This is a genomic window from Microbacterium sp. NPDC086615, assembly GCF_040686055.1.
GTDB lineage: Bacteria > Actinomycetota > Actinomycetes > Actinomycetales > Microbacteriaceae > Microbacterium.
The window spans coordinates 1-24,884 of record NZ_JBFBJJ010000001.1 but is presented as its reverse complement, the minus strand read 5'-3'; the positions used below and the strand labels follow the sequence as shown (position 1 = coordinate 24,884).

General features: G+C 69.9%; 22 protein-coding genes, 2 tRNA genes, 1 other RNA gene and 1 pseudogene. 14 read left to right on the top strand and 12 right to left on the bottom strand.

What is annotated here, in order from left to right; translation table 11 throughout:
- Positions 1–19 precede the first annotated feature (19 nt).
- Entirely contained in the window at positions 20–1,354 is a 1,335-nt protein-coding gene (locus AB0O24_RS00130) for a nicotinate phosphoribosyltransferase (protein ID WP_275798231.1), read from the bottom strand.
- Positions 1,355–1,544: 190 nt separating this feature from the next.
- Here AB0O24_RS00130 and murI point away from each other — a divergent pair, with 190 nt between their 5' ends.
- The 5 genes from murI (at position 1,545) to AB0O24_RS00105 (ending at position 5,559) form a co-directional block, all read left to right on the top strand.
- Positions 1,545–2,363, top strand: a complete 819-nt coding sequence (gene murI / locus AB0O24_RS00125; protein ID WP_275798232.1) for a glutamate racemase — start codon at positions 1,545–1,547, stop codon at positions 2,361–2,363.
- A gap of 36 nt (positions 2,364–2,399) precedes the next feature.
- Positions 2,400–3,125 carry a ribonuclease PH gene (rph, locus tag AB0O24_RS00120; RefSeq protein WP_363371619.1) on the top strand — a complete coding sequence of 242 codons (726 nt, stop codon included), beginning with the start codon at positions 2,400–2,402 and terminating at the stop codon, positions 3,123–3,125.
- 1 nt (position 3,126) lies between these two features.
- The gene (gene rdgB / locus AB0O24_RS00115) at positions 3,127–3,723 is read left to right on the top strand and encodes an RdgB/HAM1 family non-canonical purine NTP pyrophosphatase (protein WP_307385940.1); all 597 of its coding nucleotides are present in this window, start codon (positions 3,127–3,129) and stop codon (positions 3,721–3,723) included.
- A 17-nt stretch (positions 3,724–3,740) separates the two neighbouring features.
- A complete protein-coding gene (locus tag AB0O24_RS00110; protein ID WP_363371616.1) occupies positions 3,741–4,559 on the top strand; it encodes a glycosyltransferase family 2 protein in 819 nt (272 codons plus the stop codon).
- 82 nt (positions 4,560–4,641) lie between these two features.
- Complete coding sequence (locus AB0O24_RS00105) at positions 4,642–5,559, top strand: cation diffusion facilitator family transporter (RefSeq protein WP_363371614.1); 918 nt, start codon at positions 4,642–4,644, stop codon at positions 5,557–5,559.
- A gap of 180 nt (positions 5,560–5,739) precedes the next feature.
- Here the strand turns inward: AB0O24_RS00105 and AB0O24_RS00100 are convergent, their stop codons facing one another.
- The gene (locus AB0O24_RS00100; RefSeq protein ID WP_363371611.1) at positions 5,740–8,160 is read right to left on the bottom strand and encodes an ATP-dependent DNA ligase; all 2,421 of its coding nucleotides are present in this window, start codon (positions 8,158–8,160) and stop codon (positions 5,740–5,742) included.
- A gap of 314 nt (positions 8,161–8,474) precedes the next feature.
- On the opposite strand from AB0O24_RS00100, the gene AB0O24_RS00095 reads away from it, so the two are divergent.
- Positions 8,475–9,329, top strand: a complete 855-nt coding sequence (locus AB0O24_RS00095; RefSeq protein ID WP_275797424.1) for a Ku protein — start codon at positions 8,475–8,477, stop codon at positions 9,327–9,329.
- Here the strand turns inward: AB0O24_RS00095 and AB0O24_RS00090 are convergent.
- The 3 genes from AB0O24_RS00090 to AB0O24_RS00080 all read right to left on the bottom strand — a co-directional run bounded on the left by AB0O24_RS00090 (position 9,326) and on the right by AB0O24_RS00080 (position 11,865).
- Positions 9,326–10,069 carry a VTT domain-containing protein gene (locus AB0O24_RS00090; protein ID WP_058615207.1) on the bottom strand — a complete coding sequence of 248 codons (744 nt, stop codon included), beginning with the start codon at positions 10,067–10,069 and terminating at the stop codon, positions 9,326–9,328. The genes AB0O24_RS00095 and AB0O24_RS00090 overlap by 4 nt on opposite strands.
- A gap of 52 nt (positions 10,070–10,121) precedes the next feature.
- Positions 10,122–10,203, bottom strand: a tRNA-Leu gene (locus AB0O24_RS00085).
- Between the two features lie 51 nt (positions 10,204–10,254).
- Entirely contained in the window at positions 10,255–11,865 is a 1,611-nt protein-coding gene (locus tag AB0O24_RS00080) for an amidohydrolase (RefSeq protein ID WP_363371606.1), read from the bottom strand.
- Positions 11,866–11,937: 72 nt separating this feature from the next.
- Between AB0O24_RS00080 and AB0O24_RS00075 the strand changes: the two are divergent.
- A pseudogene (locus AB0O24_RS00075) lies at positions 11,938–12,961 on the top strand (NADPH:quinone reductase).
- Here AB0O24_RS00075 and AB0O24_RS00070 read toward each other — a convergent pair.
- From AB0O24_RS00070 to AB0O24_RS00060, 3 genes are all read right to left on the bottom strand, one after another.
- Positions 12,945–13,604, bottom strand: a complete 660-nt coding sequence (locus AB0O24_RS00070) for a DUF1275 family protein (RefSeq protein ID WP_275797417.1) — start codon at positions 13,602–13,604, stop codon at positions 12,945–12,947. The pseudogene AB0O24_RS00075 and the gene AB0O24_RS00070 sit on opposite strands and share 17 nt — an antisense overlap.
- Before the next feature lie 129 nt (positions 13,605–13,733).
- Positions 13,734–15,533 (bottom strand): M20/M25/M40 family metallo-hydrolase, encoded by a 1,800-nt coding sequence (locus tag AB0O24_RS00065; protein ID WP_363371602.1) that lies wholly within the window; start codon positions 15,531–15,533, stop codon positions 13,734–13,736.
- A gap of 203 nt (positions 15,534–15,736) precedes the next feature.
- Complete coding sequence (locus tag AB0O24_RS00060) at positions 15,737–16,951, bottom strand: MFS transporter (RefSeq protein ID WP_363372214.1); 1,215 nt, start codon at positions 16,949–16,951, stop codon at positions 15,737–15,739.
- A 70-nt stretch (positions 16,952–17,021) separates the two neighbouring features.
- Here AB0O24_RS00060 and prfB point away from each other — a divergent pair, with 70 nt between their 5' ends.
- The 4 genes from prfB to smpB all read left to right on the top strand — a co-directional run bounded on the left by prfB (position 17,022) and on the right by smpB (position 20,693).
- Entirely contained in the window at positions 17,022–18,134 is a 1,113-nt protein-coding gene (gene prfB, locus AB0O24_RS00055; protein ID WP_013586257.1) for a peptide chain release factor 2, read from the top strand.
- Positions 18,135–18,234: 100 nt separating this feature from the next.
- Positions 18,235–19,251, top strand: coding sequence for a cell division ATP-binding protein FtsE (gene ftsE / locus AB0O24_RS00050; protein WP_307385954.1), 1,017 nt, complete (start codon positions 18,235–18,237; stop codon positions 19,249–19,251).
- Positions 19,248–20,165, top strand: coding sequence for a permease-like cell division protein FtsX (gene ftsX / locus AB0O24_RS00045; protein ID WP_058615205.1), 918 nt, complete (start codon positions 19,248–19,250; stop codon positions 20,163–20,165). Before ftsE ends, ftsX begins: the two co-directional genes overlap by 4 nt.
- Positions 20,166–20,216: 51 nt before the next feature.
- On the top strand, positions 20,217–20,693 hold the full coding sequence (gene smpB / locus AB0O24_RS00040) for an SsrA-binding protein SmpB (RefSeq protein ID WP_363371598.1): 477 nt from the start codon (positions 20,217–20,219) through the stop codon (positions 20,691–20,693).
- 6 nt (positions 20,694–20,699) lie between these two features.
- On the opposite strand, the gene AB0O24_RS00035 is transcribed toward smpB, so the two are convergent.
- Positions 20,700–21,350, bottom strand: coding sequence for an SIMPL domain-containing protein (locus AB0O24_RS00035; RefSeq protein ID WP_363371595.1), 651 nt, complete (start codon positions 21,348–21,350; stop codon positions 20,700–20,702).
- A 400-nt stretch (positions 21,351–21,750) separates the two neighbouring features.
- On the opposite strand from AB0O24_RS00035, the gene ssrA reads away from it, so the two are divergent.
- Positions 21,751–22,120, top strand: a transfer-messenger RNA (tmRNA) gene (ssrA, locus tag AB0O24_RS00030).
- 74 nt (positions 22,121–22,194) lie between these two features.
- Here ssrA and AB0O24_RS00025 read toward each other — a convergent pair.
- Positions 22,195–22,734, bottom strand: a complete 540-nt coding sequence (locus AB0O24_RS00025) for a YaeQ family protein (protein ID WP_058626347.1) — start codon at positions 22,732–22,734, stop codon at positions 22,195–22,197.
- A 159-nt stretch (positions 22,735–22,893) separates the two neighbouring features.
- Between AB0O24_RS00025 and AB0O24_RS00020 the strand changes: the two genes are divergently transcribed.
- Positions 22,894–23,160 (top strand): hypothetical protein, encoded by a 267-nt coding sequence (locus tag AB0O24_RS00020; protein ID WP_275799891.1) that lies wholly within the window; start codon positions 22,894–22,896, stop codon positions 23,158–23,160.
- Between the two features lie 4 nt (positions 23,161–23,164).
- Here AB0O24_RS00020 and AB0O24_RS00015 read toward each other — a convergent pair whose 3' ends face one another.
- Together AB0O24_RS00015 and AB0O24_RS00010 are read right to left on the bottom strand one after the other, a co-directional pair.
- Positions 23,165–23,734, bottom strand: a complete 570-nt coding sequence (locus tag AB0O24_RS00015; RefSeq protein WP_275799893.1) for a hypothetical protein — start codon at positions 23,732–23,734, stop codon at positions 23,165–23,167.
- Positions 23,731–24,549 carry an inositol monophosphatase family protein gene (locus AB0O24_RS00010; protein WP_275799895.1) on the bottom strand — a complete coding sequence of 273 codons (819 nt, stop codon included), beginning with the start codon at positions 24,547–24,549 and terminating at the stop codon, positions 23,731–23,733. The genes AB0O24_RS00015 and AB0O24_RS00010 overlap by 4 nt, the downstream gene beginning before the upstream one ends.
- 103 nt (positions 24,550–24,652) lie before the next feature.
- Between AB0O24_RS00010 and AB0O24_RS00005 the strand changes: the two genes are divergently transcribed.
- A tRNA-Lys gene (locus tag AB0O24_RS00005) sits at positions 24,653–24,725 on the top strand.
- Positions 24,726–24,884 lie beyond the last annotated feature (159 nt).

Here is a 24,884-nt window from a genome sequence, read left to right as displayed (position 1 = left end):
CGACTCGCTCACCCGGGGCTCAGCCTCGGGGCGTCGCCTCGCGATACTCCGTCGCCAGGGCGGGGTCGGCCTTGCTGAGAGCGAGTGCTCGCACGGGGAGCTCTTCACGCACGCGCGCGTGATGAGCCCGCGCGGCCTCGACGCCGGCGGGGCCGAGGGCCGCGGCATCCGCCTCTCCGTCCACCATGAGCGCGACCTGCAGCGATCGTGCGTCCGGGTGCTCAGCGGCGGTGGCGAGTTCTTCGAAGCCGTCGCTGACGATGATCAGTTCCGACGTGGCCGTTCCCTGATCGAGCGTCCGGAAGGCGGCCTTACGTCCCCCGTGCGATGCCTTCTGCGTCGACGCCTTCGCGACGGCGACCCACGATCCGTCGGTGGCTTCGCGGGCGACGAGCTTGAAGACGAGACCCGCCGTCGGAACGCCCGAGCCGGTGGCGACGGAGGTGCCGACGCCGTACGCGTCGACGGGGGAGGCGGCGAGGGCCGCCAGGGCGTACTCGTCCAGGTCGCTCGTGACGGTGATCCGGGTTCCCGTGGCGCCGAGCTCGTCGAGGAGGGCGCGCACTTCGCCCGCGACGATCGGGAGGTCGCCCGAATCGATGCGGACGCCGCCGAGCTCCGTTCCCGCCACGCGGACCGCGGTGCGGACCCCCTCCGCGATGTCGTACGTGTCGATCAGCAGGGTCGTGTCGGTGCCGAGCGCCTCGATCTGGGAGCGGAACGCGTCTTCCTCGCTGTCGTGGAGAAGTGTCCACGCGTGCGCCGCGGTCCCCATGGTGGGCACGCCCCAGCGCCGGCCGGCTTCGAGATTGCTGGTCGCCGAGAAGCCGGCGATGTAGGCGGCGCGAGCGGCGGCGACCGCCGCCTCCTCGCTCGCGCGCCGCGAGCCCATCTCTGCCAGGGGGCGGTCGCCGGCGGCCACGCTCATGCGGGCCGCCGCCGTCGCGACGGCGGAGTCGTAGTTCAGGATGCTGAGGGCGAGGGTCTCCAGCACCACGGCATCGGCGAACGTGCCCTCGATCGTCAGCAGCGGTGACCCCGGGAAGTAGACCTCGCCCTCGCGGTAGCCGGTCACCGAGCCCGTGAAGCGGTAATCGGCGAGGTGGTCGATGGTCGTGGCATCCACGATCCGGTTGTCGCGCAGGAACCGGAGTTCGTCGTCGCCGAAGCGGAAGTCCCGGATGGCGTCGAGGAGTCGACCGGTGCCGGCGACGACGCCGAACCGACGACCGCCGGACAGTCGGCGACCGAACACCTCGAACACGCAGCGGCGCGCGGCGGTGCCGTCGCGGAGGGCCGCGTCGAGCATCGTGAGTTCGTAGCGGTCGGTGTGCAGGGCGGTGCTACGCGTCATGGCGTCAGCCTATTGCCGCGGTACGTCCGCGTCGGCGCGCCGCGGCGCCGTGCGAAACTCCTGAGTTCTCGATCGATTCGTGGAGCAGAACAGGAACGTCGCAGCATCGAGCCCCCATTCTCAGGAGTTTCGCCCGCGGGGCGGGCGGGCGCCGCGGCCGCGCGGCGGCCGACGGGTAGGCTGAGTCGCGATGAATGACGCGCCGATCGGGATCTTCGACTCGGGAGTCGGCGGTCTCACCGTCGCCCGGGCCGTGTCGGCACAGCTGCCGCGCGAGTCGATCCTCTACATCGGCGACACCGCCCGCTCGCCGTACGGCCCGAAGCCGATCGCCGACGTCCGCCGCTACGCGCTCGAGGTGCTCGACACGCTCGTCGAGCAGGGCGTGAAGATGCTCGTGATCGCGTGCAACACGGCATCCGCGGCGATGCTCCGCGACGCGCGCGAGCGCTACGACGTACCCGTCGTCGAGGTGATCGGCCCCGCCGTCCGCACCGCGATGTCGACCACGCGCAACGGCCGCATCGGCGTGATCGGCACCGTGGGCACGATCGGTTCGCGCGCCTATCAGGACATGCTCGAGGTCAACGAGCGCCTGACGGTCTTCGCCGAGGCCTGCCCGCGCTTCGTGGAGTTCGTCGAGGCGGGTATCACCGACTCGCCCGAGGTCCTCGCCACGGCCGAGCAGTACCTCGCTCCTCTGCGTCACGCAGGCGTCGACACGCTCGTCCTCGGCTGCACCCACTACCCCTTCCTCAAGGGAGCCATCAGCTACGTGATGGGACCCGAGGTCAGCCTCGTCTCGAGCGACAGCGAGACGGCGAAGGACGTCTATCGTCAGCTCGTCTCGCGCGACCTGCTCGCGAGTCCGGATGCCGTCCCCACCTCCCGCTACGAAGCGACCGGTTCTTCGGCCGACGACTTCGTGCGCCTGGCGCACCGCCTCATGGGCCGGGAGGTGCGCGAGGTACAGCTCGTGCAGACCGGCGCCATCGACCTGCCGCGCTGAGGCGTGGCATCCACTCCCCGTTCCTCAGGAGGACCCATGACCCGCAAAGACGGTCGCACCACCGACCAGCTCCGCCCCGTGACGATCGAGCGCGGCTGGTCCGCGCACGCCGAAGGATCGGCGCTCATCACGTTCGGGGGGACCAAGGTGCTGTGCACCGCGTCGTTCACCAACGGCGTTCCCCGCTGGCTCACCGGTAAGGGCAAGGGCTGGGTCACGGCCGAGTACGCGATGCTCCCGCGCGCGACGAACAGCCGCAACGACCGCGAGAGCATCAAGGGCAAGGTCGGCGGGCGCACGCACGAGATCTCGCGTCTGATCGGCCGCGCCCTCCGCGCCGTCGTCGACACCAAGGCCCTCGGCGAGAACACGATCGTCATCGACTGCGACGTGCTGCAGGCCGACGGGGGCACGCGCACCGCGGCGATCACCGGTGCGTACGTCGCCCTCGCGGATGCCATCGCCTGGGGTCGTGAGAAGAAGTTCATCGCGCAGCGCTCCGAGGTTCTCATCGACTCGGTCTCGGCCGTCTCGGTCGGGATCATCGACGGCGAGCCGATGCTCGACCTCGCCTACGTCGAGGACGTGCGCGCCGAGACCGACATGAATGTCGTCGTGACCGGTCGGGGCCTGTTCGTCGAGGTGCAGGGCACGGCCGAGGGCGCGCCGTTCGACAAGGCCGAGCTCGACCGTCTGCTCGAGCTGGGTGTGAACGGCTGCGCCGAGCTCCGCGGCATCCAGATCGCCGCTCTCGAGGGCTGAGATGCCTCGCGTCGTTCTGGCCACGCACAACGCGCACAAGGTCGAGGAGTTCCAGGCGATCGTCGCCGCGGTGCGTCCCGACCTCGAGGTCGTCGGCTACGACGGGCCCGAACCCGTCGAGGACGGGGTGACCTTCGCCGCGAACGCGCTCATCAAGGCGCGCGCGGCCGCGGCGCACACGGGGCTGCCCGCTCTCGCCGACGATTCGGGTATCGCCGTCGACGTGCTCGGCGGGTCGCCCGGGGTGTTCTCGGCGTACTGGGCGGGGCACAAGAAGGACTCGACCGCCAACCTCGAGCTGCTCCTCGACCAGCTCTCCGACGTCGCCGACCCGCACCGGACGGCGCAGTTCGTCTCGGTGATCGCGCTTGTCCGGCCCGACGGCCCCGAGGACACGGTGGAGGGACGCTGGCCCGGGCGCCTGGCGACGGCGCCCGCCGGACCGGGTGGGTTCGGGTACGACCCGATCTTCATTCCCGACGGGCAGGCGTCGGGTGAGGAGCGGACCGTGGGGGAGTGGTCCGCGGATGAGAAGAACGCGCAATCCCACCGCGCGCGGGCGTTCCGTCACCTCGTGCCCCTTTTGGAGACACTCTGACCGTGTAGGAAGGAAGCGTGAAGCCGCTCCCGTCGGTATCGATCATCGTGCCCGCCTTCAACGAGGAGGCGGTGATCGCGCAGTGTCTCGAAGCGATCGTCCGGCAGACGGTGCCCGCCACCGAGGTGCTCGTCGTCGACAACCGGTCGACGGACGACACGCGGGCCGTGGTCGATCGGTTCATCGCGGAGCACCCGCGTTCCGGCATCCGTCTCCTGCGTCAGGACGAGCGGCAGGGCCTGGTGCCGACCCGGAACCTGGGAATGGATGCCGCGACCGGCGACGTCCTCGGACGCATAGACGCCGACACCGCGATCAAGCCCGACTGGGTCGCTCAGGTGTCGCGGGTGTTCGCGTCGGGCGAGGTCGACGCCGCCTCGGGGCCGGTGGAGTACTACGACCTGCCGCTCCGGGCGATCGGCCAGCAGGTCGACGATGCGTTCCGTCGCCTCCAGGTGCGTCTTGCGGGGGACTTCGTCTTCCTCTTCGGGAGCAACATGGCCGTGCGGGCAGACGCCTGGCACGACGTGCGAGAGTACCTCTGCGACGACGAAGAAGACATCATGCACGAAGACCTCGACATCGCCGTGCACCTCGCCCTCGCCGGCCGCCGCATCGGGTACTTCTCGAACATGGTGGCCGGTATCGGAGCGCGGCGTCTCGACGACCGGCCCCGCGATTTCCGCCGCTACATCGATCGGTTCGAGAACACGTACTCGGCTCACGGCATCCGTGACATGCGTCTGCGCGCGCCGATGGCGATCTTCCTCGGGGTCTACCCTGCGTTGCACGCGCACCGGCGCATCCAGGCGCAGCTCGCGGGCCTGCGCCGCTGACCAGCCGAGAGCGACACCCGTTCTCATTCCCGACTACCGCGAAAAGACGCGGGCGATCGCGCCTCCCACCTAGCCTGGAGCTATGCACGATCACGCTCCCGCCGGTGGCATCCGCGATGCCAGCAACCGGCGTCTGCTCGCCACCGCCCTGACGCTCACCGCGTCGGTGATGGTCGTGCAGATCGTCGGCGCGATCCTGTCGGGCTCCCTCGCGCTGCTCGCTGACGCCGCGCACATGTTCACCGACGCCGCGGCGCTGGTCGTCGCCCTCGTCGCGACGGCGATCGCCTCGCGCCCCGCCGACGACCGCCGCACCTTCGGGTATCAGCGCGCCGAGGTCCTCGGGGCGCTCGCGAACGGCGTGATCCTGATCGTCCTGTGCGCCTGGGTCGGGATCGAGGCCGTCCAGAGGCTGCTGGCCCCCGCCGAGGCGGAGGTCCGGGGCGGGCTCATGCTGGTCGTCGCCGCGGTCGGCATGGTCGCGAACGCGATCTCGATGTGGCTGTTGGGCCGCGCGCAGAAGCGGAGCATCAACGTCCGCGGCGCCTACCTCGAGGTCCTCGGCGACCTCGTGGGGTCGATCGCGGTGATCATCGCAGCGATCGTGATCGTGACCACCGGGTTCACACGGGCGGATGCCATCGCCTCGCTGCTCATCGCGATCCTCATCGTTCCGCGGGCGTTCGGCCTGTTGCGCGAGGTCGTCGTGGTGCTGACGGAGTCGGCACCGGTCGACGTGCAGGTCGCGGAGATCCGCCAGCACCTGCGCGATACGGACGGTGTGGTCGATGTCCACGACGTCCACGTCTGGCAGCTCACGCGGGGGGCACCGGTCTTCAGTGCCCACGTGATCGTCGATGATGCGGCGCTGACCGACGGGCGCGCGGCGCGGATCCTCGAGTCCCTGCAGGGGTGCCTCGCCGACCACTTCGACGTGGAGCACTCGACTTTCCAGCTCGAGCCGGCCGGCCACGTCGAGCACGACTCGCGCCACGCGTAGAACGCGCACGCGCGGCCACGGTGGCTTCGGCGGGCTCAGCCACCTCGCTGTGGGCCGGGTTCCGGTGGCTTCGACGGGCTCAGCCACCTCTCCGCGGCAGGGCCCTTGCGCCTGTCGAAAGGGTCAGCGACCTCCCGCGGCGGAGGTCCCTGAGCCTGTCGAAGGGTCCGGTACCCCCTTTCAGCCCTCCCGCGCCACCTCATCCGGGCTCTTGTCCGGCCGCAGCCCGCGCCAGCGGGCCTGGCGGAGGATGCCGTCCGGAGTGAACTCCGCGAACTCCACCTCGGCGACGAGTTGCGGTCGCACCCAGATCGCATCCCGGGCGTCGGCCGCCGGCACGCCCACGAACGGGTCGGTGTCGCTCCCGAGCGGTCCGAGGAGCTCGCTCAACCGTCCGAGGGTCTGCTCCGTGAAGCCCGATCCGACGCGACCCGCGTAGCGAAGCCCGTCCGCGCTCGGCACGCCCACGAGCAGCGAGCCGATCGTGCCGCGGCGATTGCCCTTGCCCGGACGCACTCCACCGATCACGACCTCCTGCGTCCGGGTGTGCTTGACCTTGAGCCACTGTTCCGATCTTTCGCCGCGGCGGTACGTCGATCGCGGGTCTTTCACCATGACCCCCTCGAGACCGAATCGGCCGCTCGTCGCGACAGCGGCAGCCACGTCGTCGAACACCGGCGGAACGACGATCGGAGGCCGGACGTCTCGCGTGAGCTCCTCCAGGATGCCGCGGCGTTCGGCGAGCGGCAGGACCGAGACGTCGCGCCGGTCCGCGGCGACCACGTCGAACAGGTACAGCTGTACGGGGGTGCGGTGCGCCTCGCGCTCGATCTCGCGTGGTTGGGCGAGGTTCATCCGCTTCTGCAGCAGCGGGAAGCTCGGCCGCCCCTGCGCGTCGAGGGCGACGATCTCCCCGTCGAGGATCGCAGGATCGGGACCGAGGTCGAGGTCGACGGCGGTGAGGTCGGGGTACGTCGCGGTGAGGTCGTTGCCGTTGCGTGAGCGCAACCGCAGGCGATGGCCGTCCCAGAGACCGATCCCGCGGATGCCGTCCCACTTCATCTCCACCCACGCGCGGCCCCACCGCTCGGCGGCGGCGCGGGCGATCCCGGGTGTCGCCGACACCGCGAGCATGGGGCGGAGATCCGCCGCGGCGGGAACGGTCGGTTCCGAACGAAGTGCGTCGCCCTCGCCGTGGTCGAGGGGGACGACCGGCTCGCCGTCGCTCGGCGGCCGGCCCGTGGCATCCGTCTTCATTCGGTGAAGCAGCCACTGCGACTTCTCGCCGCGCCCCTCCGTGCGGATCAGCGCGAGGCGCACCCGGCCGAGGGGACCGTCGTCGCGGCCCTGAAGGGTGGCGATCACCTCGTCGTCACGCCACTTCTCGAGCTCGTAGGTGCCCGTGTCCCAGACGGTCATGATGCCCGCGCCGTACTCGCCGCGGGGGATCTCGCCGGCGAAGTCGAGGTACTGCATCGGGTGGTCCTCGGTCATGACGGCGAGGCTGTTCTTCGCCGTCGTCGGTGGAACGCCCTTGGGGACGGCCCAACTGACGAGCACGCCGTCGTGTTCGAGCCGCAGATCCCAGTGCAGGCGCGAGGCGTGGTGCTCCTGGATGACGAAGCGGGGGAGTCCCTCCGCCGCGGGCTCTGCGTGCGGGGCGTCCGGGACGGGTTCGGGGGTCCGGGCCGCCGTGCGCTTGGAGATGTACGAGCGCAGGGGTCCGGCGTCGCGTTCGACCGCTGCGAGCGGATCGCCCGTGCGTTCGAGAACCTCGGTGAAGAGCAGGTGTCGGAGCCCCGGATCGTCCAGTTCTTCCCACGTGCGCGGAGCGGCGACCGTCGGCTGGGCGCGTCCGCGGAGCGAGTAGGGCGCGATGGTCGTCTTCGACCCGTTGTTCTGGCTCCAGTCGATGAACACCTTCCCCGGACGTGCTGCCTTCGACATCTGGCTCACGACGAGGTCGGGGTGGTCGGCCTCGATCGCCCGCGCGAGCTCCTTCGCGATCGCGCTGGCCGCCTCACTCGTCGGTCGACCGTCGAGGTGGGCGTAGAGGTGGATCCCCTTGCTGCCGCTGGTGACCGGCAGAGGGTCGATACCCATGTCGTTCAGGATCGCTCTCGCCCACCGGGCGACCTCGGCGCACTCGGCGAGACCGACGCCGGGACCGGGATCGAGATCGAGCACCAGCCGGTCGGGGTTCTGTCGTTCGCCCTCGGGCGAGAACCGCCATTGCGGCACGTGCAGCTCAAGACTCGCGACCTGCGCGAGATAGACGAGCGTGGGGAGGTCGTCGACGAGGGGGTAGTCCTTCGCGCCCGACGAGTGGTCGATGGGAAAGCGGCGCACCCACGCGGGAGCGCCGGGCTCGAGGGCTTTCGCGAAGAACGGTTCAGCCGGATCGGCCTCCGTGCCCACGCCATCCGGCCAGCGTTTGCGGGTGACGGGCCGTCCGGAGACGTGGGGGAGCAGGCGCGCGGCGATGCGCGAGTAGTAGTCGATCACCTCGCCCTTGGTCGTCCCGGTCTCGGGGTAGAGCACCTTGTCGAGATTCGACAGGCGTAGGCGATGCCCGCCGATCCGCACCGTCTGCTCCGCCATCGCCCCAGCGTAGAGCGAGGGGGGAGCCGGATGCCGAGGGGGTTGCGGCGGCCGCGGGTGCCGGTGGCTTCGACGGGCTCAGCCACCTGGCGCGCGCGTGCCTCAGCGTGTCGACGGGTGCCGGTGGCTTCGACGGGCTCAGCCACCTGGCGCGCGCGCGCCTCAGCGTGTCGACGGGTTCCGGTGGCTTCGACGGGCTCAGCCACCTGTGTTGTGCCTCGGACGTGAGGTCCCTGAGCCTGTCGAAGGGACCGGTGCCCTGCCGCGGCGCAAGGGTCTCGGCATCCACCCCTCTTTCGGTGTTCACTGGACCCATGCGATCGATCTGGAAGGGCGCCCTGACGTTCGGCCTCGTCAACGTGCCCGTCAAGGTGTACTCGGCCACGGAGGACCACGACGTCTCGCTGCACCAGGTGCACAACAAGGACGGTGGACGCATCCGCTACCAGCGCATCTGCGAGATCGACGGGGAGGTCGTGCCCTACAGTGACATCGATCGTGCGTACGACGACGGCGAACAGACGGTCGTGCTGACGAAAGACGACCTCGCCTCGCTGCCGAGCGAGCGGAGCCGCGAGATCGAAGTCGTCGAGTTCGTGCCGAGCGACCAGGTCGACCTGCTCACGCTCGACAAGGCCTACTACCTCGAGCCCGACTCGTCCTCGCCCAAGGCGTACGTGCTGCTGCGCAAGACGCTGGAGCAGACCGATCGCACCGCGATCGTGCGTTTCTCGCTGCGGCAGAAGACCCGTTTGGCCGCGCTGCGGGTGCGCGACGACGTGCTCGTGCTGCAGACGCTTCTCTGGGCCGATGAAGTTCGGGAGGCAGCCTTCTCCGCTCTCGAGGAGGACGTGCGCATCTCGGCGAAGGAGCTCGAGATGTCGGCATCCCTCGTCGACAGCTTCTCGAAGGACTTCGACCCTGAGGAGTTCACCGACGAATATCAGCAGGAGCTGCGGACCCTGATCGACGCGAAGCTCGAGCAGGGCGACGCGATCGACACGGATGCCACCTTCGGCACGCAGGAAGACGAAGACGGCGGCGAAGTCATCGACCTGATGGAGGCGCTGCGGGCGAGCGTCGAGCGCACCCGCGCAGCGCGCGCCGAGAAGGACGAGCCCGCGAAGAAGAAGGCTCCCGCCAAGAAGAAGAGCTCGAAGGCGTCTTAGCGCGTGGGCTGATCGCCGTCTTCGAGCGTCTTCGGGTCGAGGGCGAGCGACGCGGCCTCGTCGTGGGTGACCGTTCCCTCGCGCTTCGCAGCAGCCCGCTCACGGAAGTAGTGGATCGCGATGAAGAGTGCCGTGCCCGCGACGGCGGCGAGCAGGATCACGTCGATGTACTCGGTGACGATGTCCCGGATGAAGGGGATGTAGCCGACGGCGTAGCCGAGCATCGTGAGACCGATGCCCCAGATGACGGCACCGATGAAGTTGTACAGCGTGTACTTGCGCCACGGCATGTGGCCGACACCGGCGGCGATGGGGGCGAAGGTGCGCACGACGGGGACGAAGCGCGCGAGGATCACCGTCAGTCCGCCGAAGCGCTCGAAGAACGCGTTGGTGCGTTCGACGTTCTTGCGGCTGAAGATGCCGGAGTCCTTGCGCTCGAAGATCGACGGCCCCGCCTTATGGCCGATGTAATAGCCGACCTCACCGCCGATGAAGGCGGCGAACCCGATAGCGAGAGCCACCCACCACGCGTTGATGCCGAACACGCCGTTCGGCGCCGCGGGCGTCGAGTGCGACAGCAGGCCGGCCATGATCAGCAGGGTGTCGCCGGGAAGCAGGAACCCGATGAGCAGGCCGGTCTCGGCGAAGATGATGAAGCAGACGACGAGCAGGGCCCAGGGCTGCGAGTTGGTGATGATCGTCGCGGGGTCGAGCCACGGGAGCAGGGCGGTGGGGTGCATCACATCGGTCCCGTCGGGTCGGAGAGGTCGTGCTCGGGTACGGCAGTCGTCGTGCGGAAGGGGGGACTTGAACCCCCACGCCCGAAGGCACAGGAACCTAAATCCTGCGTGTCTGCCAATTTCACCACTCCCGCGAGTGGGTTCAGTCTATGCGCGCGCGAGGCTCGCACGATGTGAACCAGCCGTCAACCCCCGGCGACGTCACCCGCGACGACGGTCGTGACATTCCGGGTCTCGTGGATGCCGTCGGGTCGGCCCGCGAAAGGGTTGCGATCCGCGATGGCGAGGTCGGCCGGCGCGCCCGGAGCCAGGGTTCCGGGACCGATGCCGAGCAGGTCGGCCGAGCCGCGCGTGTATGCGTCGAGCGCCTCGCCGAGCGACAGGGACTGCGCGGCGCCCAGGGGCTCGGCATCCGATTCTCCCGGCGGCTGACGGGTGACTGCCACGTGAACGCCGAGCCACGGGTCGAAGGTCGAGACGGGCCAGTCCGATCCCATCGCGAGGCGCGCCCCCGCGGTGCGCAGGGAGGCGAACGGGTACAGCTCGTCGGCGCGTTCGGAACCGAGAAGCGGGAGCGTCACGTCGCGGACGAGGTCGTTGCGACACGCCCAGTACGGCTGGCAGTTCGCCGTCACCCCCAGCGCCGCGAACCGCGGGAGGTCGGGCGGGGTGATCAGCTCGAGGTGGGCGATGTGGTTGCGCACGCGGGCGCGATCGGCGGAGGGGACCGCGGCGAAGCCGTCGAGGGCGTCGCGGACCGCCGCGTCGGCCAGCGCGTGGACGTGCACGGCGAGTCCCGCGGCGTTAAGAGCGGGCACGAGCAGGCGCACGATCTGGGGGTCGAAGTAGGCCAGGCCGTGCGAGCCGTCGGGGTAGGGCGCGCAGACGTGAGCGGTGCGCGTCTCGATGATCCCGTCGAGCATGAGCTTGGCGGTTCGCGTCGGGAACCCGGCCGCCGTGTTCACGCGTGCGCGCTCCACGCACTCCCGGACGAACGCGTCGACGGTGTCCACGGTGAGGTCGCGGGGCACCCAGATCGCGCCGGTGGCTCGGCCGACGAGGTCACCGGCCTCCGTGAGGGCGCGGTACGCGTCGGAGAAGTCGGGGTACCCGGCGTAGGTGCCGAGGGCTGCCTCCTGCCAGCCGGTGATGCCCGCGGCGAGCACGTCGCGAGAGATCGACAGGAGCGCTTGAGCGATGTCGGCGGTGGCGGACGGCGGGACCAGGGGGGCGACGAGCTGCATCGCCCCCTCACGGAGAGCCCCGCTGGGGGCGCCGTTCGACGAGCGTTCGATCCTCCCGTCGAACGGGTCCGGTGTCGACTCGTCGATCCCCGCCGCGCGCAGGGCGGCGCTATTCACCCACGCGCCGTGGTGATCGGCGTCGAGGAAGAGGGCGGGCCGATCGGGGACGAGCGCGTCGAGGTGGGCGGCCGTCGGACCAGTCGTCGGGAACAGCGTGGGGTCCCATCCTCCGCCGACGATCCATGCCGCGGTCGTCCCGGCGGCGAACGTCCGGACGCGCTCGTCGATCTCCGCGAGGGAGGCCGCCCCGGCGAGGTCGCAGCGCAGCGCGTCGACGGACCCACCGCCGAGGTGGATGTGCGAGTCGACGAATCCGGGGGTGACGAGGCCTCCGCGCGCGTCGAGCTCGTCGGCATCCGGTCCGATCGCGTCGCGGACGTCGCGTCGGGGTCCGGTCGCGACGATACGACCGTCGCGGATGCCGACGGCGTCGCCCTCGAGCACCGATCCGCCGGAGAACAGGACGCCGTTCGCGACCACGAGACTGCTCATCCGCCCAGTGTGGCGGCTGGCGGGTCGACACGCCGAGGGAATGCGTGCGCGCCGAGCCCGCTTGTCCTCTCCATGCGAGCGATCACGTACTCCCAGACCGGTGACTCCTCCGTCCTGACGCTCGGTGAGCGTCCCGTTCCCGAACCGGGACCCGGCGAGGTGCGCGTGCGCATCGCCGTCTCGGGCGTGAACCCGACCGACTGGAAAGCGCGTGAGGGTGGTCGGCCCTTCTCGTTCACCGAGGTGACGCCGAACCAGGACGGTGCGGGAACAGTGGATGCCGTGGGCGAGGGCGTGACGTCGGTCTCGGTGGGGCAGCGGGTCTGGGTCTACCTCGCCCAGCACGAGCGTCCGACGGGGACGGCGGCCGAGTTCGCGGTGATCCCCGCGGAGCGCGCCGTTCCGCTCGCTGAGGGGGCGTCCTTCGCCCTCGGCGCGAGCCTCGGAGTGCCCGCGATGACCGCGCACCGCGCGCTCACCGTCCACGAGGACGGCCCGTCGCGCCTCGCGCCGGGAGCCCTCGCCGGGAGGACGGTTCTCGTCCAGGGCGGCGCGGGGGCGGTGGGTCACGCGGCGATCCAGTTGGCGGTCTGGGCCGGTGCCACCGTGATCGCCACCGTGAGCAGCGATGAGAAGGAAGCGCTGGCCCGGGCGGCGGGCGCCCACCACGTGTTGCAGTACCCGAGCGAGACGTTGGCCGACGGCATCCGGGAACTGGCCCCTGAGGGCGTCGAACACATCGTCGAGGTGGCGATCGCCGAGAACGCGGCGCTCGACGTCGAGGTCATCGCCAACCACGGAAGCATCGGCTACTACGCCGACAACGGCGGAGACAGCTTCACCGCGGCGGTGCGGGCGAGCTTCGCCAAGAATGTCCGCTGGCAGGGGCTGCTGCTCTACACGGTGGGGGAGACCGCCCTGACCGCTGCCGCCGAGGATGTCTCCGCGGCCGTCGCGGACGGTGCCCTGCCCGTCGGCGAGGAAGCGGGCCTCCCGGTCACGTGGTTCCCGCTCGATGAGACGTCGGCTGCGCACGACGCCGTCGCCGCGGGGGGCGACAGGGAAGGTGCTGATCCGGGTCAGCGACGAGGACTGACGCCACTCGCTCGACCGCGGACGGCGATCACCGTCGAGGCGGCGCCGAGCGCGAGTGCTGCGATGGCGAGCGCGGCGGGGCTGCCGAGGCGGTGGGCGACCCCGCCGATCACCGCTCCGGCGACGAGCGATGCCCACAGGAGCAGGGGGCGTCGCCACGCCGTCCGCGAACGCCCGGTGAGCAGGGATGCAAGGCCCAGTCCCAGGCTCACGAGCGTCCCCGTCGCGTAGGTGATGGCCACCCGCGCGCGACCCTCCGCGAGGAAGAGCGTGTTGAGCGCCCCCATCGCGGCGGCGAGCAGTCCTGCTCGCCAGAGCGTCGCGTCGCCGGCCAGGGCGAGTCCGGCCGCGATCCCGACGGCCACCGCAGCGCCCGCGACCACGCGCGCGAGGGGGCGCGACGCGTGCATGCCGGCGGTGGCCCCCGCCGTCACGCCGATCACGAACGCGGCGATGATCCCGGCCGAGATCAGCGCCACCCGCGCTCCGCCGTCGAAGAGGTCCACCGCACCCTGCGTCGAGTTGCCGCTCATGAACGAGACGAAGAGGCCGCCCGTGTCGAGGAACCCGATCGCGTCGACGAACCCCGCGACGCCGGCGAGAGCGGCCGAGAGGGCGAGCGAACCGCGGTCCACGTCTTTCACAGCGCCCTCCCGTGCGTCTCGCTGATCGCATCTTCGTGCGCGGGACGCACGCGAGCAAATTCTCGAGAGCGAAATGGCCGCCGGGGCCGCGTGCGCGTGGCACCCGACCCCGACGGCCTTTCTCAGGGGTTACTCCTGCGGGCGTCGACGGGCGACGATGGTCCCTGCGGCGATGAGCGCGCCGATGACGAGCATTCCCGCGCCGATCGCGGGGAGCGGGGAACCTTCGGCGTTCGACCCCGTCTTGGCGAGGTCGTTGCGGGAGCCAGGGCCCGCGGTCGCGCTCGGCGACGGGACGGGCTGCGCGGTCGGCTCCGCCGTCGGCTGCGCGGTGGGCTCAGCGGTGGGCTCCGTCGTCGGCTCGACGGTGGGCTCGGGCGAGGGCTCCGTCGGCTCGGGCGACGGCTCGGCCGCCGCGTCCCAGGCCAGGGCGACGGCGGCGTGACCGATCGCCGGGGCGAAGATGTCGATCGAGTCGCGGTTGACGTTCGCGAGGCTGTCGTTGATCGTGTGGTAATTCCGGTCCATGTAGACCCCGGCCGTCCCGCCGAACAGTGCGGCCTGCTCCTCGGTCTTGATGTCATCGGCGCCGGAGAACAGTCCGCCCGCGGGCACGCCGTTGTCGATGAACGCCTGGTAGTCCGAGCGACCCGAGTACTCGGTGTCGATCCACGGCTGCTCGATGGTGTCGAAGTAGTCGGTGTAGAGCTTCTCGATCTCCACGGACCCTTCGGGGATGTTCACGCCCTCCGCCGGGAAGGTGGAGCGGTCGGCGTCGTACACGCCGACGGTGAAGTTCTCGGAGCCGATCATGTCGTAGTTCAGGTACGACGAGATGCGGTCCCACTCCGCGGGGTCGTTCGCGACGAGGTCGTTGACGTACGCGGTCGAGCCCAGCAGGCCGATCTCCTCGGCACCCCAGAGCGCCAGGCGGATCCGCTTGTCGTTCGGAACCTCGGATGCCGCGATCTTCTCCGCGAGAGCGAGGACGGCTGCGGAGCCCGAGCCGTTGTCGTTCACGCCCGGTCCCTCGGCGACACCGTCGAGGTGCGCGCCGATGACGACGGTGTCGTCGGGATCGCCCGCGATGCTGTCGGCGATGATGTTGAAGGACTGCCCGACGAGGAACTGCTTCTCGATGACCGCGGTTCCCTCGACGGGAGCGTCCACCGGCGCCGCGGTGACGAGCGCGGCGAGGGCGTCGCCACTGGCCTGCGGGAGCGTGGCGGCGGGTGAGTCCTCTTCGTTGCGCGGGCCCGAGGCGACGTTGGTCAGCTGATCGTCCGGCGAGACGCCCTCCTCAGCGGGGCGCTCGTTGTTGTAGACGAACACCGCCCCGGCCCCCGCCGCGGTGGCGTTGTCGATCTTGGCCTCGAACGTGCAGTCGCCGCGCTGGACGAGAACGATGGCTCCCGCGGGGACGTTCGCGAAGTCGGTGGGTTCGCAGCCGAGCCGACCGCCGTCCGCGGACTCGGGCAGGGCGAGCGCCGCGGTCACCGGGGAGTCGGTGCCTTCGCTGTTGTCGAAGTGCGAGCCGGTGTAGGTCGTTCCGTCGACCGTCAGGGAGGCCTCGCCGAACTCCGAATACGGTACGTCGAACGCGTGCCGTGACACCGTGAAGGCGCCGGTCGCTTCGAGTACCTGCTCGGCGTACTGCGCGGCGGCCTCGTAACCGGGGGAGTTCCAGGAGCGGTACCCCTGGTCGGCGAACGACTCGCTGATGTCGGACAACTCCGTCAGGTGCGTCATGACGTCGGCACCGGTCAGACCGAGATCGTTCGGCGCGTCGCCCGGCGCGGGGGCAGCGAACGCCGCCGGAGCGATCAGGAGCGCGCCCCCGACGAGGGCGCTGGTGGCCAGGACGGCCGAGGCGCGCCGGGCGCGCGAAGCGGCGCGCGGCGCAGGGGAATGCGGGGTGTTACGGGGCACGGTGAAGGTACCTCTCCGCGGGCGGCGTCGCCCGCTTCATCCGGGGGAAATGACACGTCGCCTAGAGGGTGGCGGACGTGTGATCGATTCTCAGGGCAAACTCATCAAATGACCAGAGCCGACCGGATTTTTTACGGCGCGGAAACACGCCGCGGTGCGTTTTGCCCCGTCTTTCCCGGGCGAATCAGGAAGATCCTAATCCGTCAGGAACGCGATCTCGGCACGTACCGCGGGACCCAGCGGACGAAGCCGAAGGCGCCGAGCGCGGCGATCACTCCCATGGCGGCGACGGCCCCCGAGAGCGACACCAGCGCCGTCAGTGCCGAGATCACCACGGGAGCGATCGCACCTCCGGCATCCGTCAGGGTCCGCCACGATCCCAGGAAGGCCGCCGGCTCGTCGGCGGGCGCCAGATCGGCGCCCAGGGTGAGCAGGATTCCGCTGGAGAGCCCGTTTCCGACCCCGAGCACCGCGGCGAACATGGCGAACCACATCGCCGAGCTGTCGAGATCGTGCGTGAACGACAGGGCAAGGAAGCCGGCCCCCATCAGCACCATCGCGGGAAGGGCCGCCCACAGGCGGCCGAAGCGGTCCATGACCTGTCCGCTCGCGTAGAACAGCGCGAAGTCGATGGCTCCCGAGACGCCGACGACCACCGCGATCGTCGAGGCGTCCAGCCCGAGCGACACGCCCCACAGGGGAAGGACCACCTGTCGCGCCGAGCGCACCGCCGACAGTGAGGCGGCGGCGAGGCCGAGACGCGCCAGCACCGCGCGGAATCTCCACATCGTGCGGAAGACGCCGACGCGCTCGACGGTGGGGATCGCGCCCGTCACGGGTTCGCCCGTGTCCTCGGCCTCCCGGGAATCGCCGCCGACCGGCACGGCCTTCTCGGGGTCGGGGCCGAAGAAGACGAGCAGGATCGTCGCCACCTGGCAGACGGCGAAGAACGCGATGGATGCTTTCTCGTCACCGAAGATGCCCAACAACGCCGCGGAGATGAAAGGGCCGACGAACATCCCGAGCCGGAAGGTCCCACCGAGAAGCGACAGAGCCCGGGCGCGGAAATGCAGGGGAACGCGCGTCGTCATGAAGGAATGCCGGGCGAGCGCGAAAGAAGCGGCGCAGAAGCCGATGAGGAAAACGGCGGCCGCGAAGATCGCGAGCGTCCCGGCGAAGACCACGCCCACCAGGCCGCCGAGGATGACGATCCCCGCCACGCCCATGGTGATCCGCTCGCCGAACCGCGCGACCGCCCACCCCGCGGGGATGTTGCCGCACAGCTGTCCGACCACGAGGGCGGCCGCGACCAGGGCGGCCAGGGCCACGTCCGCGCCGAGCCGGTTCGCGATGACGGGGATGAGGGGGATGACGGCTCCCTCGCCGATCGCGAAGAGCAGGGTGGGCCCGTAGATCATGGGTGCGAAGCGCACCAGCACGCTCCGGGGAGAGTCGGCGGTCACCGTCTCCACGATAGGCTGATTCCAAATGCTCGAACTCGATTTGACCGCCGACATCCAGGCGCTGCGCTCGACCTTCGCCGATATCCAGGCCGTGGTCGACGTCGACGCACTCAAAGCCGACATCGACCGCCTCAGCGAAGAGGCGGGCGCTCCCGACCTCTGGGACGACGTCGACAACGCCCAGAAGGTGACCAGCCGGCTCAGCCACCGTCAGGCCGAGCTCAAGCGCATCACCGAGATCGAGCAGCGCCTCGACGACCTCGAGGTGCTCGTCGAGCTCGCGATCGAGATGGACGACGAAGACAGCGCCGATGAGGCCCGCCGTGAGCTGGCCTCGCTGAAAGACGTGATCGGTCAGCTCGAGGTCCAGACGCTGCTCGACGGCGAATACGACTCCCGATCGGCCGTCGTCACGATCCGCTCGGGAGCGGGCGGCGACGACGCCACCGACTTCGCCGAGATGCTCCTGCGCATGTACCTGCGCTGGGCCGAGCGTCACAAGTACCCCGTCAAGGTCATGGACACCTCCTACGCCGAAGGCGCGGGCATCAAGTCCGCCACCTTCGAGGTCGATGTGCCCTACGCGTACGGCACCCTGTCGGTCGAGGCCGGCACCCACCGCCTCGCGCGCATCAGCCCCTTCGGCGGTGCCGACAAGCGCCAGACCAGCTTCGCCGCGGTCGAGGTTATCCCCGTCATGGAAGAGGCCGTCGAGGTCGAGGTTCCCGAGGGTGACATCCGCGTCGACGTCTTCCGCTCGTCCGGTCCCGGAGGCCAGTCAGTCAACACGACCGACTCCGCCGTTCGCATCACGCACATCCCCACCGGCCTGGTCGTCTCGATGCAGAACGAGAAGTCGCAGATTCAGAACCGCGCCGCGGCCATGCGCGTCCTCCAGACGCGCCTGCTCCTGCTCAAGCGCGAAGAAGAAGCGGCCAAGAAGAAGGAGCTCGCCGGGACGATCACCGCGAGCTGGGGCGACCAGATGCGCTCGTACTTCCTCTACGGCCAGCAGCTCGTCAAAGACCTGCGCACCGGCTACGAGGTCGGCAACCCCGCCGTCGTGTTCGACGGGGACCTCGACGGTCTCATCGCGGCCGGAATCCGCTGGCGCAAGCGCAAAGACGACGACGACTGAGACGGATGCCGCGGTCCTCGGCATCCATAGGGTTTTCCCGGATGCCGACACGGCGCGTCCTGTCGGGCTCTTCGGAACGCGCGCTTAGGCTCGTCGAGCCATGATCCGGTTCGAGAATGTCACCAAGCGGTATCGCGGCACCACGAAGCCCGCGCTGAGCGCAGTCGACTTCGAGGTGCAGCGCGGAGAGTTCGTCTTCCTCGTCGGCGCCTCGGGTTCGGGGAAGTCGTCGTGCCTGCAGCTGATCCTGCGGGCCGAGACCCCGAGCGAAGGGCGTGTCGTCGTGCTCGGCCGCGACCTCCGCACCCTGTCGAACCGCAAGGTTCCCTATTTCCGTCGCCACATCGGGTCGGTGTTCCAGGACTTCCGGCTGCTGCCGAACAAAACGGTCCACCAGAACGTCGCTTTCACGCTGCAGGTGACCGGCGCCTCGCGCGGCTTCGTCCAGCAGGCGGTTCCCGAGGTCCTCGCGCTGGTCGGTCTGGACGGCAAAGAGAAGCGTCTGCCGCACGAGCTGTCGGGCGGTGAGCAGCAGCGTGTGGCGATCGCCCGCGCGCTCGTCAACCGCCCGCAGGTGCTGCTGGCCGACGAGCCGACGGGAAACCTCGACCCCGGTACGTCGATCGACATCATGCGCCTCCTCGCGCGCATCAACGCCGGCGGGACCACGGTCGTCATGGCCACGCACGAGGCCGGATTCGTCGACCAGATGCAGCGCCGCGTGATCGAGCTGCGCGGTGGCGAGATGGTGCGCGACGAGCGCCACGGTGGCTATGGCGACCGTTCGGGGCTGCCCGTGCTCGCACCCGAGGTCGAGAAGGGCGCGGCCGCGGTCGCCGCGCTCACGGCCGTGCTCGAGGTGCAGCGCGAGGTCACGAACATCACCGGGCCCGTCGAGCCGCTGCGCGGACCGGAGGGGTCGGAGCAGGTCTCCGCCGCCCCCGTCGAGCCCACGTCGCCGTCGGTCACCACCGCTCCGGGGGAACGCCGCGAGCCCGGGACGAACACGCGCTCCATCCCGGTGAGCAACCCCGAGGTCGACGCGCTCGGCCTCGCCGACAGGCTCGGTCTCGCCGAGAAGAAAGACCGCGACGACGAAGTGGGACCCACGTCATGAGGTTCGGGCTCATCCTCTCGGAGGCCTTCACGGGTCTCCGCCGTAACGCGTCGATGGTCATCTCGGTCATCCTCGTCACCTTCGTGTCCTTGACGTTCGTCGGCGCCGCGATGCTCATGCAGATGCAGATCGGCAAGATGCAGTCGTACTGGGCGGATCGCGCGCAGGTCGCGGTGTTCATGTGCTCCACCGTCTCCGACAAGCCGACATGCAACGCCGGCGAAGCCGCCACGCAGGAGCAGATCGACGCGGTGCGCGCGACGCTCGACGGCGAGGCGCTCAAGCCGCTCATCCGCGATTACACCTTCTCGACCAGCGATGAGGCCTACCAGAACGCTCAGGGGTTGCTGTCGTCCGACATCGCCGGCGTCGTCACGGCCGACCAGTTCAACGCGACCTTCAACATCAACCTCGTCGACCAGAATCAGTCCGACGTGATTGCGGAGGCGTTCAGCGGACAGGCCGGCGTCGAAGAGGTGACCAATCAGATGCAGTACCTGGAACCGCTGTTCCAGTCGCTCACGGTCGCCACCTACGTCGCCGTCGGTATCGCCGGTCTCATGCTCATCGCCGCGGTGCTCTTGATCGCCACGACGATCCGTCTCTCCGCTTTCGCGCGGCGAAGAGAACTCGGCATCATGCGTCTCGTCGGAGCGTCCAACCGGTTCATCCAGACGCCGTTCATCCTCGAGGGCGTGCTCGCCGCGCTGATCGGATCCGCTCTCGCGAGCGTCGCCGTGTGGGCCATCGTGCAGGTCGGGGTCGAGAGGTACCTGCGCGATCGGATCAGCTTCATCACCTCGTGGGTGAGTCTCTCGGACGTCGCGATCGTGGTCCCCGTGATCGTGGTGATCGGCGTCGTCCTGGCCGCGTTGAGTGCCGGCTTCGCCATTCGGCGTTGGCTGCGCGCCTGATCGCGTAGACTGAGGGGCTCTGTGTGCCCGTGATCATGAGGAGGTGGCACCATGCCTCGTGAGCAGGGGGAGAAGCTCATCGCGTCCAACAAGAAGGCGCGACACGACTACGCGATCGAGAAGACGTACGAAGCCGGTCTCGTGCTGACCGGTACCGAGGTGAAGTCGCTGCGCCAGGGGCGTGCGAACCTCACCGACGGCTACGCGTACATCGACGGCGGTCAGGCCTATCTCGACGCCGTGCACATCCCGGAGTATTCGCAGGGCCACTGGACGAACCACTCGGCCAAGCGCACGCGGAAGCTGCTGCTGCACAAAGAAGAGATCGTGAAGCTCTCGCACGCCGTCGCGGCGGGCGGCTACACGCTCGTTCCGTTGCGTCTGTACTTCCTTGACGGGCGTGCGAAGGTCGAGATCGCGGTGGCCAAGGGCAAGCGCGAGTTCGAGAAGCGGCAGACGATCCGCGAGCGCGAGGACAAGCGCGAGGCCGAGCGGGCCATGCGGACGAAGAACCGCCTCGGCGACTGAGCCCCGTCACTCCGCGCGGAAGCGTCCTTCTACGGTCGAGCTGACGACGATCTCGGGCGGCTGCAGGCTGAACGACGGCCCGCTGTCGGCGGACATCGTGCGCGCGGCGAACACCGGCGGGTTCTCGGGCCGCGCCGCCAGGAGTCCGGCATCCGCGATCTCGACGGCGGTGACGGATGCCATCCCCAGGGCATCCGCGTAGGCGGTGGCGCGCTCGACCGCGACGTGGACCGCGTCGGCGGCGACGTCTCGCTCGACGCGGGCGCGTGTCTCCTCGGAAAGGCGCCACTCCACCGCGGTCACCTGGACGTCGTCGGACTCGGCGACGTCGCCGAGCCACCACGACAGCGCTCCGGCGTCGGTGAAGGTGGCCGACAGTTCGACCGCGGCGTGATGGACGAGGGGGAGTTGGGCGCCCTCGTTGTTCCACGGCCGGTCGGACCAGACCGACACGCGCGCGCTCGACCACTCGGACACCTCGCCCGAGCGCAGGTGCGCGACGAGCCCGTCCTGGACGGATGAGGCGCGCTCCTGCGCACGCTCGACGACCGGGCCGCGAGCGGGTCCGTCCGTCACGACGCTGACTCGCACCGCGGCTTCCTCGGCGCGCACGCGGGCGCTGCTCTCGCCGCGGACGGTGATGACGACCTCGCTCATGCCGCGAGCCTACGGGAGGCCGGTCCTCCGAGGCCGGGCGGGCGCGGTCGGGGCGGACCGTCCGGCGGAGTTCGTTGTGGACACGCCGGTCGATGGCCGCCCCGCACGGCGTGTCGCGGCCGAACTCCGCGTGACGGTCCGCGGGGCGGAGGTCGGCGGGGCGGACCGTCAGGCGGACCCTGTGGCCGACACGCCGTGGGGCGGGCTGTGGCGACCGGTGTGTCGCGGCCGAACTCCGCGTAACGGTCCACGGGCCCGCGCGACGGCCCGCCGCCCCACCGTGGGAATCACCGGGCCCCTCGATACGTTGTAGACTGTGATGCTCGGGTGCCGCTGATGAAGACGGCGACCGAGGTGGTAATTCAACAGCGTGACAGTGGCCACTCCGAACGGAGTTCCCGGGGCTGATCGGTTTCGACAGCGCCTGCGAACCCGCGAGAAGCGGGCCGAGGATGTGGGGTTATCTCGTAAACGCTCCCTGCAAAACAATAAGTGCCGATGCTAAGCGCACTGACTTCGCCCTCGCTGCGTAAGCGAGCCCGATAGTCCGTCAGACCGTGTGTGACCCCGCCACGGATCCTGGCGTCATTTAGGGGTCTTGCTGCGTGACGGCGTCTGGACGTCACGCGGGACTTTTCCCAGGCTGGGCTTGTCGACTTAGGTGTCTGTGACAAAGGTCGGAGCCGAGCAGAACGTTTTCACAGACTGCGCCCGGAGAAAACGCGGAGACCCAGCGTTGGACGGGGGTTCGATTCCCCCCAGCTCCACGAGCCACTGTCACCTCGACGACGCCCCCGCTCCCACCCGTTTCGGTGGGGCGGGGGCGTCGTCGTTTCCGCCGTCGTCAGGCGGCCGAGCGCGTGTGGATGTCGCTCTCGCCCGAGACGCCGTTGAGCTCGAGGTATACCCGGCCCTCGGTGCGGGTGAGCGTGGCCGTGCTGCGTCGTTCGATGTGACCGGCCATGCGCTCCACGAACCCCGCGTCGAAGCTGTGCAGGAGAACGTCCTCACCCCGGTGGATCCGCTTTCCGGCCCACGGTGCGGCGACCTTGTCGGGGTCGCGGTGCGTGTACACGGCGGTGCGCGCGGCCTTCATGCTGCCGGTGTGCAGGCGGGCGGCATCCGGGGCTCCCACCTCGATCCACGCCACCAGCGCGCCCGTGAGGTCGCGCACGAGCACAGCGGGTTCGTCCGTGGCCGAGATGCCCTCGCTGAAGTCGATGCCGTCCTCGTACTCGAGGCAGTAGGCGAGCACACGGGTCAGCATGTAGGCGTCGGTCTCGGACGGATGCCGAGCGACGCGGATCGACAGCTCGTCGTAGACGCCGCGGTCGACGTCGGAGAGCTGCACCGTGAACGTGTGAATGGTCGCGCCGATAGCCACGAGGGTCGAGCCTACGTCGTCTGCGCTCGCCTGCGCGTTCGCGCACCCCGTTGAGTTGCGCCGAATGGTCGCCGCGAAGCCTCCCGAGCGGACATTCGGCGCGAGTCGCCGAGTGTGGCGCGCTTGTCGGGGCGCGAACGCAGCGCATAGCGTCGAGGGATGCCAGATCCCCGCGCACTCCGCATCGATGTCGGCCCGTTCCGCCTGGAGCCGACGCCCGACGCCGGCATGTGGACCGCCGTGCCGCGCGATGCGGACGGGGGAGTGGCATCCGGGATCACTGCCGCGTGGAGCGACTGGGTCGCGTTCGCGGAGAAGGTGCGCCGGGCCGACGAGTTGTGGCGCGAGCGCGAGTCGCGCGGGGACGCGTGGGACGAGGGTTTCGTGGCCGCGAGGGATGCCGCAGCGATCAACCCCTACCGGTGACGGGTCAGGAGGGTCCGTCGACGAGCACGAGACTCTGACGGGTGTCGGCCATCTTCACCCAGCCGTCGCCGAAGAGGTACGTGATGCCATACCCCTCGCTGTCGCCTCGGCCACCCACCCACGCGGAGTTCTCCGTCACGTAGGTGCCGCCCGGCCCGTCCTCGCGGCGCCAACCGGAGGCGATGAGCTCTCGCTCAGCCTTGGCCGCGGTGGCGTCGTCGATCGGAGCCCAGCCGAACACCTGGACGCGGTCCGTCGTGATCCGCTGGTCGCCCCACTTGCACTGGATCCCGCCGTCGATCTCGGTCGCCCCGATGCGGAACGGCTCGGAGCTCACGCTCCACCCGAGGCTCCGGAAGTCGTCGGCGGTGCTCTTCGGGATGATCGTGTCGCACGTGGGGTCGGCAGCGGGCTCGGGGGTGCCGTCGGAGGTCGGTTTCGGGGTGGAGGTGCCGGGGGCGTCGCTCGGCACCTGCGCGGCCGCGGTCGGCGTCGGTGCCGGAGCGGAGCAACCGGCGAGCAGGATGCCGGCTAGCGCGACGGTCGAGATGACGAGCCCGAGACGGCGGCTCACGCGGTGCCCTCGTCGTGCGTGAGGCGGAAGAAGTCGTCGTGCAGGATGCCGTTGGTCGCGAACGACGAGCCGGCGTCGAGGCGGTCGGATCCGTCGAAGGCGGTGAAGCGGCCGCCCGCTTCGCGCACGATCGGCGCGAGGGCGGCGACGTCGTACTCCTTCACGCCGAACTCCGCCACGAGCTCGAGGCGGCCCTCGGCGAGCCACATGTAGGGAAGGGCATCGCCGTACCCCCGGTCGCGCCAGACGGCGCGGGTGAGTCGGTCCAGGGCCGGGAGGAGGTCGACGTCGCGCCACTGCTCGACGCTCTGGAAGCTGACACTGGCCTTCGCCACATCGTCGATGTCGGAGACCCGGATGCGGCGGGGAGCGCCGGACGGGGTGTTCGTCCACGCCCCGTGGCCCGTCGCGGCCCACCAGCGGCGCCCGAGGGCCGGCTGGCTCACCACTCCGACCACGGGAACCTCACCGACGCTGAGGGCGATCAGCGTCGCCCAGATCGGGATGCCGCGCATGTAGTTGTGCGTGCCGTCGATCGGGTCGATCACCCAACGCCGCGCGGTGTCACCCGACGTGCCGTACTCCTCGCCCAGAACGGCGTCGCCGGGGCGCTCGGCATCCAGGATCTCTCGGATCGCCCGCTCGGTCGCGAGGTCGGCTTCGGTCACGTGCGTCCGGTCGGCCTTCGTGTCGATGCGCAGGTCGTCGGCGTCGAAGCGCGCCATGGCGACCGCGTCGGCGGCGTCCGCCAGTCGCAGAGCGAGCGCGAGGTCGTCGGCGAGGGTGGGGAGGTTCTCGTCGGGAGTCGGGGACACGGCTCCAGGATAACCGGCGACCCCGGGCCGATTTGGCGCGGTCGCGTCACGCCTGGTAACGTAATCCCTCGGTTCGCCAAGCAAATCTGAGGCGGATCAGCCTGCACCTCTAGCTCAATCGGCAGAGCAACTGACTCTTAATCAGTGGGTTCTGGGTTCGAGTCCCAGGGGGTGCACGCACCGGGCCTCCACCTTCGGGTGGGGGCCCTTTCTCGTGCGGGCGGACATTACTCCACGGTCGGCTTATAGGCAAGAACGTGTGGATGGCTCGGGCGTGTCAGCTCCGTCCTGCCCATCCGGTTCGGATCCAGAGGCCTTCCTCGGCGGTGACGGCG